This window comes from Sphingomonas ginsengisoli An et al. 2013, assembly GCF_009363895.1.
Lineage (GTDB): Bacteria > Pseudomonadota > Alphaproteobacteria > Sphingomonadales > Sphingomonadaceae > Sphingomicrobium > Sphingomicrobium ginsengisoli.
Genome location: NZ_CP045434.1, coordinates 1,841,291 through 1,858,560, shown reverse-complemented (window position 1 = coordinate 1,858,560; position 17,270 = coordinate 1,841,291). Strand labels below are relative to the sequence as shown.

The 17,270-nt window shown below is 68.9% G+C and carries 23 protein-coding genes and 1 tRNA gene; 19 read left to right on the top strand and 5 right to left on the bottom strand.

The window, feature by feature from the left end:
- Positions 1–57: 57 nt before the first annotated feature.
- Positions 58–1,086 (top strand): Holliday junction branch migration DNA helicase RuvB, encoded by a 1,029-nt coding sequence (ruvB, locus tag GCU42_RS08950; RefSeq protein ID WP_114227197.1) that lies wholly within the window; start codon positions 58–60, stop codon positions 1,084–1,086.
- Positions 1,087–1,096: 10 nt separating this feature from the next.
- Positions 1,097–2,224 carry a DUF3089 domain-containing protein gene (locus tag GCU42_RS08945; protein ID WP_162789190.1) on the top strand — a complete coding sequence of 376 codons (1,128 nt, stop codon included), beginning with the start codon at positions 1,097–1,099 and terminating at the stop codon, positions 2,222–2,224.
- On the opposite strand, the gene GCU42_RS08940 is transcribed toward GCU42_RS08945, so the two are convergent.
- Positions 2,221–2,427, bottom strand: a complete 207-nt coding sequence (locus GCU42_RS08940; RefSeq protein WP_114227195.1) for a helix-turn-helix transcriptional regulator — start codon at positions 2,425–2,427, stop codon at positions 2,221–2,223. The genes GCU42_RS08945 and GCU42_RS08940 overlap by 4 nt on opposite strands.
- Positions 2,420–2,845, bottom strand: coding sequence for a hypothetical protein (locus GCU42_RS08935; protein ID WP_114227194.1), 426 nt, complete (start codon positions 2,843–2,845; stop codon positions 2,420–2,422). Before GCU42_RS08935 ends, GCU42_RS08940 begins: the two co-directional genes overlap by 8 nt.
- A gap of 116 nt (positions 2,846–2,961) precedes the next feature.
- Between GCU42_RS08935 and GCU42_RS08930 the strand changes: the two genes are divergently transcribed.
- From GCU42_RS08930 to pal, 6 genes are read left to right on the top strand one after another with little or no spacing between them, the layout of a single operon-like run.
- Entirely contained in the window at positions 2,962–3,423 is a 462-nt protein-coding gene (locus tag GCU42_RS08930; RefSeq protein ID WP_114227193.1) for a YbgC/FadM family acyl-CoA thioesterase, read from the top strand.
- Positions 3,420–4,109: a protein TolQ gene (tolQ, locus tag GCU42_RS08925; RefSeq protein ID WP_114227192.1), complete on the top strand. Its 690-nt coding sequence runs from the start codon at positions 3,420–3,422 to the stop codon at positions 4,107–4,109. The genes GCU42_RS08930 and tolQ overlap by 4 nt, the downstream gene beginning before the upstream one ends.
- Positions 4,109–4,546, top strand: coding sequence for an ExbD/TolR family protein (locus GCU42_RS08920; protein WP_114227191.1), 438 nt, complete (start codon positions 4,109–4,111; stop codon positions 4,544–4,546). The genes tolQ and GCU42_RS08920 overlap by 1 nt, the downstream gene beginning before the upstream one ends.
- 9 nt (positions 4,547–4,555) lie before the next feature.
- The gene (locus GCU42_RS08915) at positions 4,556–5,401 is read left to right on the top strand and encodes a hypothetical protein (protein WP_114227190.1); all 846 of its coding nucleotides are present in this window, start codon (positions 4,556–4,558) and stop codon (positions 5,399–5,401) included.
- Positions 5,398–6,693: a Tol-Pal system beta propeller repeat protein TolB gene (gene tolB, locus GCU42_RS08910; protein ID WP_114227189.1), complete on the top strand. Its 1,296-nt coding sequence runs from the start codon at positions 5,398–5,400 to the stop codon at positions 6,691–6,693. The genes GCU42_RS08915 and tolB overlap by 4 nt, the downstream gene beginning before the upstream one ends.
- An 11-nt stretch (positions 6,694–6,704) precedes the next feature.
- Positions 6,705–7,220: a peptidoglycan-associated lipoprotein Pal gene (gene pal, locus GCU42_RS08905; protein ID WP_335341009.1), complete on the top strand. Its 516-nt coding sequence runs from the start codon at positions 6,705–6,707 to the stop codon at positions 7,218–7,220.
- A 97-nt stretch (positions 7,221–7,317) separates the two neighbouring features.
- On the opposite strand, the gene GCU42_RS08900 is transcribed toward pal, so the two are convergent.
- Complete coding sequence (locus tag GCU42_RS08900; RefSeq protein ID WP_114227188.1) at positions 7,318–7,629, bottom strand: SEL1-like repeat protein; 312 nt, start codon at positions 7,627–7,629, stop codon at positions 7,318–7,320.
- A gap of 79 nt (positions 7,630–7,708) precedes the next feature.
- The gene (panC, locus tag GCU42_RS08895) at positions 7,709–8,545 is read right to left on the bottom strand and encodes a pantoate--beta-alanine ligase (RefSeq protein WP_114227187.1); all 837 of its coding nucleotides are present in this window, start codon (positions 8,543–8,545) and stop codon (positions 7,709–7,711) included.
- A gap of 72 nt (positions 8,546–8,617) precedes the next feature.
- Between panC and GCU42_RS08890 the strand changes: the two genes are divergently transcribed.
- Positions 8,618–9,397, top strand: coding sequence for a division plane positioning ATPase MipZ (locus tag GCU42_RS08890; protein ID WP_114227186.1), 780 nt, complete (start codon positions 8,618–8,620; stop codon positions 9,395–9,397).
- Positions 9,398–9,541: 144 nt separating this feature from the next.
- Positions 9,542–10,921: a phosphoglucomutase/phosphomannomutase PgmG gene (gene pgmG, locus GCU42_RS08885; RefSeq protein WP_114227185.1), complete on the top strand. Its 1,380-nt coding sequence runs from the start codon at positions 9,542–9,544 to the stop codon at positions 10,919–10,921.
- Positions 10,922–10,930: 9 nt separating this feature from the next.
- On the opposite strand, the gene GCU42_RS08880 is transcribed toward pgmG, so the two are convergent.
- Positions 10,931–11,413, bottom strand: a complete 483-nt coding sequence (locus GCU42_RS08880; protein ID WP_152569529.1) for a hypothetical protein — start codon at positions 11,411–11,413, stop codon at positions 10,931–10,933.
- Positions 11,414–11,580: 167 nt separating this feature from the next.
- Between GCU42_RS08880 and GCU42_RS08875 the strand changes: the two genes are divergently transcribed.
- From GCU42_RS08875 to GCU42_RS08835, 9 genes are all read left to right on the top strand, one after another.
- Entirely contained in the window at positions 11,581–12,129 is a 549-nt protein-coding gene (locus GCU42_RS08875) for a fasciclin domain-containing protein (RefSeq protein WP_114227183.1), read from the top strand.
- Positions 12,130–12,274: 145 nt separating this feature from the next.
- Positions 12,275–12,841 (top strand): sigma-70 family RNA polymerase sigma factor, encoded by a 567-nt coding sequence (locus tag GCU42_RS08870; protein ID WP_114227182.1) that lies wholly within the window; start codon positions 12,275–12,277, stop codon positions 12,839–12,841.
- Positions 12,838–13,575 carry an anti-sigma factor gene (locus GCU42_RS08865; RefSeq protein ID WP_162789189.1) on the top strand — a complete coding sequence of 246 codons (738 nt, stop codon included), beginning with the start codon at positions 12,838–12,840 and terminating at the stop codon, positions 13,573–13,575. Before GCU42_RS08870 ends, GCU42_RS08865 begins: the two co-directional genes overlap by 4 nt.
- A gap of 52 nt (positions 13,576–13,627) precedes the next feature.
- Positions 13,628–14,122 carry a peptide-methionine (R)-S-oxide reductase MsrB gene (msrB, locus tag GCU42_RS08860; protein WP_114227180.1) on the top strand — a complete coding sequence of 165 codons (495 nt, stop codon included), beginning with the start codon at positions 13,628–13,630 and terminating at the stop codon, positions 14,120–14,122.
- Positions 14,119–14,724, top strand: a complete 606-nt coding sequence (msrA, locus tag GCU42_RS08855; RefSeq protein ID WP_114227179.1) for a peptide-methionine (S)-S-oxide reductase MsrA — start codon at positions 14,119–14,121, stop codon at positions 14,722–14,724. Before msrB ends, msrA begins: the two co-directional genes overlap by 4 nt.
- A gap of 38 nt (positions 14,725–14,762) precedes the next feature.
- Positions 14,763–15,725 carry a ketopantoate reductase family protein gene (locus GCU42_RS08850; protein ID WP_114227178.1) on the top strand — a complete coding sequence of 321 codons (963 nt, stop codon included), beginning with the start codon at positions 14,763–14,765 and terminating at the stop codon, positions 15,723–15,725.
- Between the two features lie 70 nt (positions 15,726–15,795).
- Positions 15,796–16,359, top strand: a complete 564-nt coding sequence (locus GCU42_RS08845) for a glycoside hydrolase family 108 protein (RefSeq protein WP_114227177.1) — start codon at positions 15,796–15,798, stop codon at positions 16,357–16,359.
- 78 nt (positions 16,360–16,437) lie between these two features.
- On the top strand, positions 16,438–16,851 hold the full coding sequence (locus GCU42_RS08840) for a holin family protein (RefSeq protein WP_114227176.1): 414 nt from the start codon (positions 16,438–16,440) through the stop codon (positions 16,849–16,851).
- A 92-nt stretch (positions 16,852–16,943) separates the two neighbouring features.
- Positions 16,944–17,019: transfer RNA gene (locus tag GCU42_RS08835), tRNA-Thr, on the top strand.
- The last annotated feature ends 251 nt before the right edge of the window (positions 17,020–17,270 follow it).

Sequence of the window (17,270 nt, the reverse complement as noted above, 5' to 3'; positions counted from 1 at the left end):
CGAGACGGCACGCAGCCCCTGTGCAGGGTCGCTGCTGCTGTGCCACAAGCGCAGCCGATGGCCACCGATCCTGACCGCCTGACGACACCCGAACGCACCGCCGAGGATGCCGACGCGGCGCTGCGCCCCAAGAGCCTCGACGAATTCGTCGGGCAGAAGGGCGCGCGCGAGAATTTGCGGGTGTTTATCCAGGCCGCCAAGAGCCGGGGCGAAGCGCTCGACCATGTCCTGTTCTTCGGGCCGCCCGGGCTCGGCAAGACCACGCTGGCGCAGATCGTCGCGCGCGAGATGGGGGTCGGCTTCCGCGCCACCTCGGGGCCCGTGATCGCCAAGTCGGGCGACCTCGCCGCCCTACTCACCAATCTCGAGGACGGCGACGTCCTCTTCATCGACGAGATCCACCGCCTCAATCCGGCGGTCGAGGAAGTGCTTTACCCCGCGATGGAGGATCGCGCGCTCGATCTGATGATCGGGGAGGGGCCGTCCGCCCGCTCGGTCCGGATCGACCTGCCGCGCTTCACCCTGGTCGGCGCGACGACCCGGCAGGGCCTGCTGACGACCCCGCTGCGCGACCGGTTCGGCATCCCCGTGCGGCTCAACTTTTACACCGTCGACGAGCTTCAGTCGGTCGTTCGCCGCGCAGCCCGCCTGCTCGGCGCCGACCTCGCCGAGGACGGCGCGGAGGAAATCGCCCGCCGCAGCCGCGGCACCCCGCGCATCGCCGGGCGCCTGCTGCGCCGGGTACGCGATTTTGCCCATGCCGCCGGGGCCGACCGCATCGACGCCGCCACCGCCGACCGCGCCTTGAGCCGGCTCGAGATCGACGCGCTCGGGCTCGACGCGATGGACCGCCGCTACCTCACCATGATCGCCGACCTCTACGGCGGCGGCCCGGTCGGGGTCGAAACGCTCGCGGCGGGCCTGAGCGAGCCGCGCGACACGATCGAAGACGTGATCGAGCCTTACCTCATCCAGCTCGGGCTGATCGCCCGCACCGCGCGCGGCCGCCAGCTCAATGGCCTGGCCTGGACCCACCTCGGCCTCAATCCGCCCGCCGGGACGACCGCCGGCCTGTTCGACACTTAGGAGTTTGCCAGTGCTCGCTTTGCCCCTGCTTGCCGCCGCCGCCGCGATCGCGCCGCTCCCACTCAAGCCGGCAGCGGGTCCCGCGACCGATTACAGCGTCGCCGCGCATTGGCTGTGCCTGCCCGGCCGCGCCGACGTCTGCTCGACCCCACTCAAGACCACCGCACTCAACCCCAACGGCTATGGGTCGAGCGGGCCGAGCACGGTCGCCAAGGATCCGCCGGTGGACTGCTTCTACGTCTACCCGACCGTGTCGCGCGATCCTGGTTACAGCAGCGACCTCAATGCCAATGAGGAGCGCAGCGTGGCCGAGACGCAGGCCGCGCGCTTCGCCGGCGTGTGCAAGGTCTATGCGCCCATCTATCGCCAGATGACGCTCGGCGCGGTCACCGCGGCGGCGACCGGCGGTGACGTCTCCGCCGCCTATGCGCTCGCCTATCGCGACGTCGCGGCGGCGTGGCAGAACTATCTGGCCACCCGCAACCGCGGCCGGCCGGTGATCCTGATCGGCCACAGCCAGGGCAGCCTGATGCTCCAGCAGCTGATCGCCCGCGAGATCGAAGGAACACCCGCCGCCCGGCTGATGCGGCTGGCGCTGCTGCCGGGGTTCAACACCTATGTGCCCATCGGTAAACTGGTCGGCGGCACCTTCGCCTCGACGCCGCTGTGCAGCCGCGCTGGCCAGACCGGTTGCGTAATCGCTTATTCGAGCTTCCGGACCGGCAATCTTCCCCCACCCGGCGCGCTATTCGGTTATTCGGGCGCCCCCGGGATGACCGTCGGCTGCGTCAATCCGGCCGCGCCCGGCAGCCGCGACTGGCGTCCGCTCGACAGCTACTGGTTCGCCAACTCGGCGCAGCCGGTTCCCGGCGGTCCGATCACCTGGTCGACCGAGGGTCCGCCGCCGACGCCCTATCTGCGGACCGAGGGTCTGGCCTCGGCGCGCTGCGTCAACGACGGCCCGCGCGGCTATCTGGAAGTGCGGGTCAACGCGGACCCCAAGGACAAGCGCACCGACCGGATCGGTGGCGAAGTCGGCGCGCTCGGCTTCTTCCTGCCCGGCTGGGGCATGCACCTTGCCGACGTCAACGAGGCGCAGGGCGACCTGATGCGGCTGGTGGAAGGCGTCAGCCGCTAGCGCTCCACCCAGAATAACTCCTCGACCGGTCGCTCGAGCGCCACCGCGAGCTTGAGCGCGAGCAGGGTCGAGGGAACGAACACGCCGTTCTCGACGGTGTTGATCGTCTTGCGCGACACCTGGCATAACTCGGCGAGCTGGCTTTGCGTCAGTCCCAGCTCGCCGCGCCGTTCCTTGAGGCGATTGCCGAGGCGCTCAACCATCGCGCAGCGCGCGCCGCTCGAGCTTGCCGAACTGGAGCAAGGCAGCGGAGACCGAGGCGGTGATCAACACGCGAACCGCGAGGCCAGTTTCGAGTGGGACGAAGCTGTTGAGGACGGTGATGAACAGCCCGCAGACGAGCGCGGCGACGAAGCCGTTCGCCATCGCGCAGCGCCGGTGCGCGCGTGTCGTCTCGTCGTTCAAGGCCGCACGAACTCCTTCGCCTTGAAACCAGCCACCGCCGAACATCAGGATCGTCAGCAACACCGCGACCCAGCACAGGAACGGCCAATCGAGATGCGGCGATTTCACCGAATTGAACGAACCGCCTTGAGTCGCGAGGAAGACGATCGCGAGCGACGTGGCGGTATTCGCGCGCTTGACGGCGAGGCGGTCGGCCCGGTCGACGACGCTGGTCATAATGCTCTCCTGATGTAACCTCTAGGTGACAAGTAACCTATGCGTTACATCGCCGTCAAGCCCCGCTTCGTCGCGCGCGGTTTGCCCTTGGCAAGTCTGATGGTTAACGCCCGATCATGAGTTCAGCACCGTTCGACACGCCCTATCGCGGCGGGTTCGTTGGCGCGGAGCATCGCTTCGCGCTGACCGTCTATTTCGAAGACACCGACACCGCCGGGATCGTCTATTACGCCAATTATCTCAAGTTTATGGAGCGGGCGCGCTCGGACATGCTGCGTGCCGCCGGGATCGACCAGCGCGGCGCGATCGAGGCGGGCACCGGGGTCTATGCGGTGGCCGAGGCGACCATCCGTTACCTCCGTCCCGCCAAGCTCGGCGACGACCTGCTGGTGGTCTCGCGGGTCGAGCGCGTGCGCGCCGCCAGCGTGCTGATTCAGCAGCGAGTCATGCGCGGCACCGAACAGCTGACCGAAGCGCTGGTCACCGCTGCCTTCCTTACCCCGGACGGCCGGCCGACCCGCCAGCCGCGGGAGTGGGTCCAAGTGTTCGAAGCCATCAGCCGGGGAGAGACGCGATGAGCGGCGGCGACGCCGCGGCGGGGCTGATGAGCCCGCTGGCGCTGTTCCTCCACGCCGACGTGGTGGTGAAGCTGGTCATGATCGGCCTCTTGCTGGCGAGCGTGTGGACGTGGGGGATCATTTTAACCCACGCCACCCGGCTGCGGCGGATCAACCGCGCCACCGACGGTTTCGAAACCGAATTCGACGGTGCGCGAGACCTCGACGATTTTCATTCCCGGCGCGGGGGGGAGGCGCTGCCCCACGCGCGCATCATGACCGCCGGCCTGACCGAATGGCGCAAGTCGGTCCGCGCCAAGCAGCTCGACAAGGCCGGCGCGCGCGAGCGTCTGACCACGGTGATGAATGCCGAAGTGGCGGGCGAGCTCGACCGGTTGTCCGACCGCCTCAACATCCTCGCCACGATCGCCTCGGCGGCGCCGTTCGTCGGGTTGTTCGGCACCGTGTGGGGAATCATGCGCAGCTTCACCGCCATCGCCGGCGCCAACAACACCTCGCTCGCGGTGGTTGCGCCGGGCATCGCCGAAGCGCTTTTCGCCACCGCGATCGGCCTGTTCGCGGCGATTCCTGCGCTGATCGCCTACAACCGGCTGACCCACGGCCTCGACCGGCTCGAGGCGCGGCTCGGTCGCTTCGCCGACCGCTTCCACGCGACTCTTAGCCGCGAGCTTGAGCTCGAAGGCTGATGGCCGGCTCGCTCCAACGCCGCGCCCGCGGCGGCCGCCGGGCGCCGATGGCCGACATCAACGTCACCCCGCTGGTCGACGTGATGCTGGTGCTGCTGATCATCTTCATGGTCACCGCACCGCTGCTGGTTGCCGGCGTGCCCGTCGACCTGCCGCAGAGCCGCGCCGGCGCGCTCGACCAGCAGGCCAAGCCGGTGCAGGTTTCGCTCGACGGGCAGGGCGGCATCTTCATCGACGACCAGCCGGTTGCCGCCCCCGACCTGCCCCAACGGCTCGCCGCCATCGCCGCCCAGCCCGCGCCGCCCGAGGGTCGCCGGGTTTATCTGCGCGCCGACAAGACGCTCGGCTACGGCAAGGTCATGGCCGTGATGGGCGAACTCAATCGCGCAGGCCTCAACCGCGTCGCCCTCGTCAGCGTGGGCGACGAGGGCCGCTGAGCCGTGGCGATGGCGCTCGACAAGGGGGAGATGGGCGGAACGGCCGCGGCGGTGCTGCTGCACGTCGTCTTGATCGTCGCCTTGACCACCAGCCTCGCAAAAGTCTCGCCCACGCCCGAGCCCAAGCCGATGGAAGTGGAGTTTGTCGATTCGCCCGAAGTCGCGCTGACCGCTGCCGCGCCGACCGCTTCCCCGCCGCCGGCCGCGACCGCGCCGCTGCCCGCGCCGCAATCGACCGACGTACCACCGCCGGCGCCGCAGCCAATGCCGGCGCCTCCGCAAGCCGTGCCGCCGCCACCGTCTCCGCCGGTCCGTTCCACCCCGTTACCGCAGGCTCGCCCGGCCCCGCCGCCTCGTCCGACGCCGCCTGCGGCGCGCCCGGCACCTCCCCAGCGCCCAGCCGGGCGGCCGCTCGACAGTCTCAAGTTGCCGGCTGCTCCACGCCAGTCGCAGCTTGGCGCCGATTTCCTTCAAGGGATCGGCAGTGCGCCGTCGCACAAACCCGCACAGGCCGCCGCCAACTATTCGTCAGAGGCCAAGGCCAGCGTCGCCAATGCGATCGCCGCCCAAGCTCAACGGTGCGCCAATCGCCAACCGTTCCTCGGCGACGGGGCCGACCAGCTTCGGCTGCAGGTGCGGTTAAGCTTAGCGAAATCCGGGGATTTGCTACGACCTCCGACAATCTTGGCGGTGGAGGGTCCAAGTGAGCTGCAAGCGAAATATGGCGATCGGCTGGAAGATCAGGTTCGCGCGATCTTCGCCGATTGCGCGCCTTACCGTTTGCCGCCCGAGCTCTACGACACGCAAGCGGGTGGCTGGAAGCAGACCGTCCTTCGTTATCGGGTGAAGAAATGATGCGATCTCCGGTCTTTTTGACGCTGGCTCTGCTTGCCAGCCCGGCGGTCGCTCAGGAGACTGACGCGCCCGAGGTGGTCGGCGGCAGCGTGCGCACCGCGCAGACGATCGCCGTGCCCGTGCTCCCCACCCGCAACGCCGATGCCGGCTTGGGCGCGCAGGTCGCCGGCGTCATCGCCGCCGATCTTCGCTCGACCGGCGCCTTCGCTCCGATCGGGCCGCAGGGTCTGCCCGCGGTCAGCTTCGCGCAGGGCACCGATCCCGACTTTCCGACTTGGCGTTCGGCCGGCGCGGCGCAGCTCGTCACCGGCTATGTCGAGGGCGGGTCGGCGGGCTCGCTGACCCTGGCCTGTACTCTGTTCGACGTGACCTCGGGCCGCGAGCTGGTCCGCCAGGGTTATGCGGTGAGCGCCGCAAACTGGCGCCGCGCCGCGCATAAATGCGCCGACGCGGTCTACGCCAAGCTGACCGGCGAGCAGCCCTTCCTCGACACCCGCGTGGTATTCGTCGCCGAGACCGGACCCAGCACGCAGCGCCTCAAGCGCATCGCGATCATGGACAGCGACGGGTCGAACCTGCGCTATCTGACCGAGGGCGAGGCGACCGTAGTCACCCCGCGCTTCTCCCCCGACGGCAGCCGGCTCGCTTACCTCTCCTATCAGGGACGGCGCGGGCGGGTGTGGGTGCTCGATCTTGCCACCGGCGCCAAGCGCCTGCTCGTCCCGGGCCTCGTCCAGACCAGCGCGCCACGCTTCTCGCCCGATGGCCGCCGGATCGCCTTCGCGATGAGCGCCGGCGGCAACACCGACATCTACGTCACCGACGCGGCTGGCGGCGGGACGCCGGTGCGGCTGACTACTTCGCCCGGGATCGACACCGCGCCCAGCTTCTCGCCCGACGGTAGCCGGATCGTGTTCGAGAGCGATCGTTCGGGCTCACAGCAGCTTTATGTGATGAACGCCGACGGCAGCGGCCAGCGGCGGATCAGCGCCGGCGGCCCGTCGGCCTCGCCCGCGTGGAGCCCGCGCGGCGACAAGATCGCTTTCGTCCGCGTCGGCGCCTTCCGCGTCGGGGTGATGAACCCCGACGGTTCGGGCGAGCGGCTGCTGACCGATGGCTGGCAGGACGAGAGCCCGAGCTGGGCGCCCAATGGCCAATTCGTGATGTTCAACCGCTTCACCCGGGCGGGTGCCACCAGCCTCTACGCCGTGCCGCTGGCCGGCGGCGCGGCGCGTCGCCTTCCTACCCCGCAGGACGGCTCGGATCCGTCCTGGTCACCGCTCCAGCGCTAAGGAGAAAACAAATGCGCAAGATGATCATCGCCGCGTCGGTCGCCGCTCTGGCGCTCGCCGGCTGTGCCCGGAAAGCCCCGCCCGCGACCACGCCACCTCCCGCCGAGCAGGGCGCGGCAACCGGTGCCGGCGCCGGCAACGACGATGTCGGGCTGGTCGAGCTGCCGGGCAGCCAGCGCGCGCTGGTCGCGGCGGCCGGGACCGACACGATCCACTTCGACACCGACCAGTCGGATATTCGCGAATCGGATCGCACCGTGCTGGCGGCGCAGGCCAAGTGGCTGCTCGCCAACCCCAACGTGCGCGCCAGCATCGAAGGCCATGCCGACGAGCGCGGGACCCGCGAATATAATCAGGCGCTGGGCGAGCGGCGCGCCACTGCCGCCAAGAATTTCCTGATCGGCCAAGGTGTGCCCGAGGCGCGCCTGCTGACGATCAGCTGGGGCAAGGAGCGGCCGGTGGCGCTCGGTTCGGACGAGGCCTCCCACGCCCAGAACCGCCGGGCGGTGACCGTGGTGGTGCGATAATCGTCATCCCGGCGAAGGCCGGGATCTCAGGTCGCGAAGGCGCGAAGGTCGCGTCCAGATATCACCGGGGTCCCGGCCTCCGCCGGGACGACATCGATTACGCCGCGTAGCGCTGGGTCGTACCGCGGCCGGTCATCGCCAGCCACGCGCGCGCCTGGCGCTGGGCTTCGGCGATCTCGCGCGCGGTCATCTCGACGCTGATCTCGGCGCGGCACTGCTGCCCCCGGGTGCAGCCGTTGAGCGCCGCCAGGTTGAACCACTTGTGCGCTTCGATGAGGTCGACGCCCGTGCCCCCACGGCCGGTCGAATAGCTCACCCCAAGCTCGAACAAGGCATCGACGTCGCCGGCTTCCGCATCGGCCATCCGGCTGCGCAGCAGAAACTCGGCACTCTTGAGACTGATCGCCATGGAACTTCCCTCCTGTTGAGATTGAAGTTCGACTGATTCGCCTATTAAATGGTTAACGGCATCATCACCGTTGATTTTGTTACTCGCCGGCCACAGCCAGATTGTCGATCAGCCGGGTCGTTCCAAGGGTCGCCGCGGCGAGTAATCGCATGTGTCCGCCCGCCGAATCGAGCGGTTCGAGACTGTCGGCATCGACCAGCGCGACATAGTCCACGCTCGCAAAGCCGGCGCCAAGCAGCGCGGCTTTGGCTTCATCGACGACATCGGCCACCACCTCGCCCGCACCGATCCGGCCGGCCGCCTGCTGCAACGCCCGCGGCAGCGCCAGCGCCTGCGCACGCTGCTCGGGCGAAAGGTAGGCATTGCGCGAGGAGAGGGCGAGGCCGTCGGGGTCGCGAACCGTCGGCACGCCGACGACTTCGACCGGCAGGCCGAGGTCGGCAACCATCCGGCTAATGACCGCGAGCTGCTGGAAATCCTTTTCGCCGAACAAGGCGACTTGCGGCGCGCAGGCGATCAGCAATTTGGCGACGACGGTGGCGACCCCGGAGAAATGGCCCGGCCGTGCGGCACCGTCCCAGCGCTCGCTGACCCCCGCCACGCTCACCGTCGTCGCGAAGCCGGAGGGGTAGAGGACGTCGGGGGTCGGCAGCCAGACGAGGTCGCAGCCTTCGCGCTCGAGCAGCGCCAGGTCCGCCGCCTCCTGCCGCGGATAGCGCGACAGGTCCTCGGTCGGTCCGAACTGGAGCGGATTGACGAAGATCGAGGCGGCGACTTGGTCGGCCCGCGCCTTGCCCTCGCGGACCAGCGTCAGGTGCCCCTCATGGAGCGCCCCCATGGTCGGCACCAGCGCCAGCGTGCCCGCGAGGTCACGGCGGACGCTGCGCAGCTCCGCGATGGAACGGATGATTTGCACCGCGGATTCCCCTGCCGTAAACGTTAATCCATTGAGGCGCTTGGACGCGCACCGGGGGATGAATCAAGAGCGATGACAACGCACACGATCGTGTTCGCCAACGAAAAGGGCGGGACCGGCAAGTCGACCACCGCCGTGCATACCGCGGTGGCCTTGGCCGCGTCGGGCCATCGTGTCGGGGTGCTCGACCTCGATCACCGCCAGCGCACCACCACCCGCTATCTCGAGAACCGCGCCGCCACCATGCGCCGGCTCGACACCGCGCTGCCGCAGCCGGTCTTCGAAGTGCTCGAGGACCAGAGCATCGCCGCGCTCGACACCGCGGTCGCCCGGCTGGCCGAGCAGGCCGACGTGCTGGTGATCGACACCCCCGGCCGCGACGACGAGGTCGCCCGCGCCGCGATCCTCAAGGCCGATACGCTGGTCACGCCGATGAACGACAGCTTCGTCGACCTCGACCTCATCGGCCAGGTCCACCCCGACAATTTCAAGATTACCAAGCCCAGCTTCTATGCCGAACTGATCTGGAACAGTCGCACCCAGCGCGCCAAGTCGACCGGCAAGAGCGTCGACTGGGTGGTGCTTCGCAATCGCCTCCAGCACATCCAGAGCCACAACCTCCAGCGGGTAGGTGCCGCGCTCGACGAGCTCGCCCGCCGGGTCGGCTTCCGGGTCATCCCGGGCCTCGGCGAGCGCGTCATCTTCCGTGAGCTCTTCCCCAAGGGCCTCACCCTGCTCGACCTCCAGCAGTTGGGCGAAGTCGGCATCGGCCACATCGCCGCGCGGCAGGAGCTGCGCGAGATGGTCGCGGCGTTGGGCGTCCCCGGTGCGGAGGCCCGCGAAGCGGCGTAAGTTTCGTCGTCATTGCGAGCGTAGCGAAGCAATCCATTGCGCATCCACTGATGCCAAGCACTGGATTGCTTCGCTGCGGCTCGCAATGACGCAGTTCTGGCGATGCGGTTGAACAAATCGCTGCCTTCCGCGTAGGGCCGCGCAATGACCCACTCATTCCACCCCACCATCCTCCGCGAATATGACATCCGCGGAATCGTCGGCTCGACGCTCTCGGCGGACGACGCCTATGCCCTCGGCCGCAGCTTCGCCGCGCTCGCCAAGTCGGAAGGGGTGACCAACATCGCCGTCGGCCGCGACGGCCGCACCCACTCGCCCGAGATGCAGGAAGCGCTCGTTCGCGGCCTCACTGAAGGCGGCCTCGACGTGGTGCGGATCGGGCAGGGGCCCTCGCCGATGCTCTATTGGGCGACCTACAACCTCCCCGTCGGCGGCGGCATCCAGATCACCGGCAGCCACAATCCGGCCGACTACAACGGCTTCAAGATGCTCTTGAACGGCCGCTCGGTGTTCGGCGATGAGATCAAGGCACTGGGCGCGCGCAGCGCCGCTGGCGACTGGTCGGAGGGGCAGGGCCACGTCACCGACGAGGACGTGATCGACCGCTACGTCGCCCGCCTGACCGAAGATTTCGAGGGCGGTGAATATAAGATCGGGTGGGACGCGGGCAACGGCGCCGCCGGCCCGGCGCTCGAGCGGCTGGTCAAGGCGCTCCCGGGCGAGCACCACACCATCTTCACCGACGTCGACGGCCGCTTCCCCAACCACCATCCCGATCCCACGGTCGAGAAGAACCTCGAGCATCTCAAGAAGCTCGTTCGCGACAAGGGTCTCGACTTCGGCATCGCCTATGACGGCGACGGCGACCGCATCGGTGCGGTCGACGGGCAGGGGCGGGTGATCTGGGGCGACCAGATCGTTGCGATCCTCGCCGAGCCGGTGCTCGCCGCCGAGCCGGGTGCGACCATCATTGCCGACGTCAAGGCCAGCCAGTCACTGTTTGACCGCATCGCCGAACTCGGCGGCAAGCCGCTGATGTGGAAGACCGGACACAGCCTCATCAAGTCGAAGATGAAGGAAACCCACGCGCCGCTCGCCGGCGAGATGAGCGGCCACATCTTCTTCAAACACCGCTGGTACGGCTTCGACGACGCGCTCTACGCCTCGGTCCGGCTGATCGAGGCGGTGGCGAAGTCGGGCAAGAGCCTGACCGAGCTGCGCGACGCCATGCCGCAGACCGTCACCACGCCCGAGCTGCGCTTCCCGGTCGATGAAAGCCGCAAGTTCGCGGTGATCGACGAAGTGCTCGCCCGGCTCGAGCAGAGCGGGGCCGAGGTCGACCGTACCGATGGCGCTCGCGTCAACAGCGGCGACGGCTGGTGGCTGCTGCGCGCGTCCAACACCCAGGACGTGCTCGTCGCCCGCGCCGAAGCGCGCGATCAGGCCGGGCTCGACCGGCTGGTCAGCGAGATCGACGAGCAGCTCGCGGCGAGCGGGGTCGAGCGGACCGCCAGCGACCATTGAGCACGGCGCTCAGCGTGGGCCGGTCGTTCCGCTGCCCGCGCTGACTTGGACGCTGACCCGGCTCTTCCGCCGCGCCTGCTCGGCCTGATAGGCGCGGTAGGCCTGATATTCGTCGGGCTTGTCGCGGAAGGGCTGGCGCCAGTCCTCGCCCTTGGCAGCGAGCACCACAGCGGTCACCGTCCTGACCACTCCGGGCAAGATCGGGATCACCCCGCCGCCCTGGCACTGCCCGACCTCCTTGGTACAGTCGGCGACCTGCGACCTTTCCTGCGGCGAGCGGGTGTCGACCGGTAAAGCCTCGCGTGCCCGCTGCCCGGCCAGCACGTTCGGGTCGATCCGGAAGTCGTCGCGGGGGCGGGCGCAGACGGTGACGTCGGCATCGCCATCGTCTTTGCAGGGCCGGGCCAGCACGTCGATGCGCAGCGGTGGGGGCGGTTGGGCCGCCGCCGGTGGCTCGGGGCTCGCCAGGGACGCCATCAGCAAGAACAGCATTGCCGCGCTCCTCTCGCCGATGTTGTCCGCCGATCGACCGAGCAATTCAAGCGTGGCGCACCTGCGGATTACGGCCTTTGGTCCCGCCCGCATCCGGCCGCGTGCCACTTGCGTAACTCTCGTAGGCAGCCGGCTGAGGTTGCCGACCCAACACGGGAGTATCTTCGATGAAGCTCGTTCGCCTCACTGCCCTGACCCTCGCCGCCGCCGCGCTTCCGCTCGGCGCGGCCAGCGCCAAGAACCCGATGGTCGGCGGCGCCGCCATGTATCCGACCAAGACGATCGTCCAGAATGCGGTCAACTCGAAGGATCACACCACGCTGGTCGCCGCGGTCAAGGCCGCCGGCCTGGTCGATACGCTGAACGGCGCTGGCCCCTTCACCGTCTTCGCCCCGACCAACGCCGCCTTCAACCGCCTGCCCGCGGGCACGGTCGACACGCTGGTCAAGCCTGAGAACAAGGGCACGCTGACCCAGATTCTCACCTATCATGTGGTGCCGGGCCGCGTGACCTCGGCGCAGCTCGCCGCGAAGATCCGCGCCGGTCACGGGATGGCTTCGTTGACGACGGTCGAGGGCGGCAAGCTCACGGCCCGCATGCGCGGCCGCAACATCGTCCTCACCGACGCCAAGGGCGGTATGTCGACCGTCACCACCGCCGACGTGATGCAGTCCAACGGCGTCATCCACGTCGTCGACCACGTCCTGATGCCGTAATTGGTCAGGCGCGCGGGGTTTGGCCCTCCTGTTCCCCGCGCGCCGCCTGGTGGGAGCGCCTGTCATGCCCGACCTAGCCGTCGATCCGGGCGCTCCTGCCGGGTTTCTCTTTTCCTTTGCATCGCCTTGGGCCATCACGCTGCGCATGGACCCGTCCGCCTCCGAGCCCGCCGCGGCCCGCCTCGAACTGGTCCGCCTGCTCGGCCAGGTCGGGAGCGGCGATCGCGCCGCGCTTCGCTCGGTCTACGACCGCACCTCAGCCAAGCTGTTCGGCATCTGCCTGCGGGTGACCGGCAGCGAGGATGACGCCGCCGACGTGCTCCAGGATGTCTATCTCACCGTCTGGCGCAAGGCCGACCGCTTCGATGCCGGCCGCGCCAGTCCGATCACCTGGCTCGCGCTGATCGCCCGCAGCCGCGCGATCGACCTCATTCGCCGGCGCAAGGCGACCGCCGAGCCGATCGAGTCGGCGCTCGACATCCCCGACGAGAATCCCGACGCGCTGACCCTCGCCAGCGCGAGCGAGGACCGCGGCCGGCTCGAGCACTGCCTCGGCGAGCTCGACGAGCGCGGCCGCCAGATGATCCGCGCCGCCTTTCTCGACGGCTTCAGCTATCCGCAACTGGCCGAACGCGAGGGCGTGCCGCTGCCGACGATGAAGAGCTGGATCCGCCGCTCGCTCCAGCGGCTCAAGGGATGCCTGGACGCATGAGCACCGACCAACCCGCCGGCGACTGGCAGGCCGCCGAACTGGCGCTCGGGCTGCTCGACGGTGTCGAGCTCGACGCCGCGCGCCGCCGCGCCGCCACCGATCCCCGCTTCGCCGCAGAGGTCGCCGGCTGGTCCCGGCGGCTGGCGCCGCTGCTCGACGAGGTCGGCGACACGCCGCCGCCGTCTAGCCTGTGGGCCCATATATCCGGGGCCCTCGGTGGCCGCGCGCCCGCGGCGGTCAACGACAATGCGGTGGACGTCCATCGACGGCTCGCCTTCTGGCAGCGGTGGTCGGCCGGCGCGACTGCGGTCGCCGCCGCCCTCGGGCTGTTCCTGCTGGTCGAACCACGCCCGACTCCGCCGCCCCCGCCCGCTCCGACGCAGCCGACAGCCGAAGCCCCGATGGTCGCCGCGATGGCGAGCAAGGACAGCGACGCCAAGCTGGTCGCGACCTGGGAGCCGACGGCGCGCAGCCTGACGGTGGCCGCAGCGGGCGACATGCCCAACGACGGCGCGCACAGCCACGAATTGTGGTTCATCGTTTCCGGCGCGAAGCCGAAATCGCTCGGCGTGATGCCGCTGAACGGCCGCATGCACGCCCAGCTCGCCGCCGAGATCGCCGCCGCGCTTCGCCAGGGGACGGTGCTCGCCATCTCGGTCGAGCCGACGGGCGGATCGCCGACGGGCCAGCCGACCGGGCCGGTGATTGCGTCGGGCGCGCTGCTTCCTACCTAAGTGCATCCGATTGGCGACGCCGCGCGTAGCTGAGCTGGAACAAGGAGTTGCCATGAACCCGTCGCTCGATCGTCGTGCCCTGCTCGGTGCCGCCGGCCTTGGCGTCGCCGGCTGGATGCTGCTGCGCCCGTCGCCCGCCGCCGCCGGCCCGTTCGCGGTGCAGAAAACCCCCGCGCAATGGCGCGCCCAGCTCGGCGCCGCGCGCTACAACATCCTGCGCGAAGCCGGGACCGAGACCCCCGGCAGCAGCCCGCTCAACAAAGAGCATCGCCGCGGGACCTTTGTCTGCGCCGGTTGCAACCAGCCGCTCTTCTCCTCGACCACCAAGTTCGACAGCGGCACCGGCTGGCCGAGCTTCTATCGGGCCCTCCCGAACGCCGTCCTCACCCGGACCGACCGCTCGCTCGGCATGAGCCGCACCGAAGTGCTATGCCGGCGCTGCGGCGGTCATCTCGGGCATGTCTTTGACGACGGCCCCAAGCCGACCGGCCTGCGCTACTGCATGAACGGACTGGCGATGCAATTCCATGTGGGAGCAACGGCATGAGCGCCCGCGCCATCGGCCTTGCCCTCGCCGCGCTGTTGGCGGCCTCGCCCGCCGCCGCCGCCCCGGCGGAGCGCGCCACTGCGGTCCTCGCCGGGGGCTGCTTCTGGGGGATGGAAGGCGTCTACGAGCATGTGAAGGGCGTCGTCGACGTCACCTCGGGCTATGCCGGCGGCAGCGCGGCCGACGCCAACTACCCAGCGGTCAGCAGCGAACGCACCGGTCATGCGGAAGCCGTCCGCATCACCTACGACCCGCGTCAGATCAGCTACGGCCAATTGCTGCAGATCTTCGCCGGCGTCGCGCACGATCCGACTGAACTCAACCGCCAGGGTCCCGACGAAGGGACCAGCTACCGTTCGGCGATCTTCCCGCAAAACCCCGGCCAGGCCGCCGCCGCGCGTGCCTTTCTCGCCAATCTGGCAAAATCGGGAACGTTCAAGAAACCGATCGTGACCAAGATCGAGCGTGGCGGTTTCTTCCCCGCCGAGGCCTATCACCAGAATTTCATGCGCAAGAACCCGTACTATCCCTATATCGTGATCAACGACCGGCCCAAGGTGGCCGACCTCAAGCGCCGCTTTCCGCAGCTCTATCACGACTGACTTGCGTCCGGCCGTCCACGGACGGCATGACGGCGACCATGGGTGAACCGTTACGAATTGGCGTCGTCGGCCTGGGCGCGGTTGGCGGCTGGCTGGCGGCCCGCCTCGCCTTGGCGGGGCATCAGGTCACTGGCTTCGTCAGGTCTGAACGGCTGCGCTCGATGGCCGACGGACTCCAGCTTCAGGCCGACGGCGCCACGTTCGCCGCGCCGGTCCGCCTGAGCGACCAGCCGTACGAGCCGCAGGACGTGCTGATTATCGCGACCAAGGCGACTGGCCTCGCCGCCGCGGCCGAATGGTCACGACCCCTCATCGGTCCCGAGACCGCGATCCTCCCCTTACAGAACGGCGTGCCATTCTGGTTTGCCGGGGACGAGCCGCTGCGTTCGGTCGACCCCGCCGGGCGGATTGCTGCCGCTCTGCCCGCGCGCCAACTGGTGGCCGGCGTGGTCCATGCCGCGGTGCGCAGTCCCGCGCCGGGAGAGATCGTGCTTGTCCACGCCGACAAGCTCATCCTCGGCGAGCCGCACGGCGGCCACAGCGACCGGGTCGAGCGGCTGGCAGGGCTATTCACGGCCGCAGCGGTGCCGGCGGTGGCCGATCCCGACGTGCGCCGCGCGATCTGGTACAAATTGTGGGGCAATTGCACCCTCAACCCCTTGTCGGCGCTGACCCGCGCCAGCTGCGACCAAGTGCTCGCCGACCCTGACCTACGCCGATTCATCGCCGCCGGCATGGCCGACGCGGCGGCGGTCGGTGCGGCGATCGGCTGCCCGATCTCCGAAAGCGCCGACGCCCGCATGGCGGTCACCGCCCGGCTCGGCGCCTTCAAGACCTCGATGCTCCAGGATCTAGAAGCCGGGCGCCCGCTCGAGCTCGACGCCCTGCTCGGCGCCCCGCGCGAACTCGGCCGTCGCCACGGGGTGCCGACCCCAGCGCTCGACCAACTCGACGCACTCGTCCGAACCCTGGCCGCGAACCTCGGACTTCTCCCCAAATAAGAAATCACTGTCCTACAACGAACCAAAAAGGTTAGCAAAGTCGCGACTCGGTAATGAGGAGCGGCTTACAATGGATGCAGACGAACAACTGATCGCCACGCTGGTCGACGAGCTGATCGAGCGCGAGGGCGGGTTCGTCGACCACCCCGCCGACCGCGGCGGCGCGACCAACTTCGGGATCACCGAAGCGGTCGCCCGCGCCCATGGCTATGGGGGGCCGATGGCGCTGCTCCCGCGTGAGGAGGCCGAGGCCATCTACCGCCGTCTCTACTGGACCCGCCCACGCTACGACCAGGTCGCATCGCGCTCGTCGCGCATCGCGGCCGAGTTGTTCGATACCGGCGCCAACATGGGTCCGGGAGTCGCCACCACCTTTCTCCAGCGCGCGCTCACCGCGCTCAACCGCAATGGCAAGGACTATCCCGACCTCACCCCCGACGGCCGGGTCGGTCCGGTCACGCTCGGCGCGCTCGACCGCTTCCTCGCCGTCCGCGGCCGCGAGCGCGGAGAGACGGTGCTGATGCGCGCGCTCGAGGCGCTGCAGGGCGAGCGCTACCTTCGCCTCGCCGAGAAGCGCCCGGCCAACGAGGCCTTCCTCTACGGCTGGCTCGCCAATCGCCTTGGCAACGCCTGAGGCCTCGCGGAAACGCCGACCACCCACCCTCGCACCAGGGAAACTTGGAAACTTAGCGTCCCAGAAAAGGAACCACGCATGCCCATTCTCGACGCCATCGTCGCTCCCGTCGCCAAGCTCATCGACAAGATCATTCCCGACCCCCAGGCGCGCGAGCAGGCCAAATTGAACCTCCTCAAGCTCGAGGGCGACCAGGAAGCCAACGCCATCGCCCAGCAGATGCAGGCGATCGTCGCCGAGGCGCAGTCGCCAGACCCGTGGACCAGCCGCGCCCGTCCGAGCTTCCTCTACGTCATGTACGCGCTGGTGCTGTGGTCGATCCCGATGGGCCTGATCAGCGCCGCCAACCCGACCACCGCCGCGGCGATCGCCACCGGCATGACCAGCTACCTGCGCGGCATCCCGAACGAGCTCTACACGCTCTTCGGCACCGGCTACCTCGGCTACACCGCCGCGCGTACGTGGGGCAAAGTGAAGGGCGTCGAGAAGTAATCGCCCGGACGGCGGCGGGGCAGGTGGGCGTCCACCGCCCCCTTGTTCCGCGGCCCCGCCCTTGGTAGGGCGCCCGCCAGCCGCGAGGCCACGCCGCTTTAGCTCAGTTGGTAGAGCACCTCATTCGTAATGAGGGGGTCACAGGTTCGAGTCCTGTAAGCGGCACCACTCTCTTCTCAGTCTCTGCTGAAAAACCGCGCTCTCGTTGGTGCCCTCTCTGCAAGTGCCCGACTTTGCGGCACAACTCCGAATAAGGCTCGCCTGAGCGGAAGCCGAGAGACGTCGAACCCGTCTGTGTTGCCTTGGGATCAAGGCCGCGGTCTCTTGAGCGTACTCCGGTGAACAACCTGTCTCGTCCGGGAAGAACCACTCTCGGGCGCTCAGGCATTGATCGAATTTGCCCATGAGCGGACTTTCGT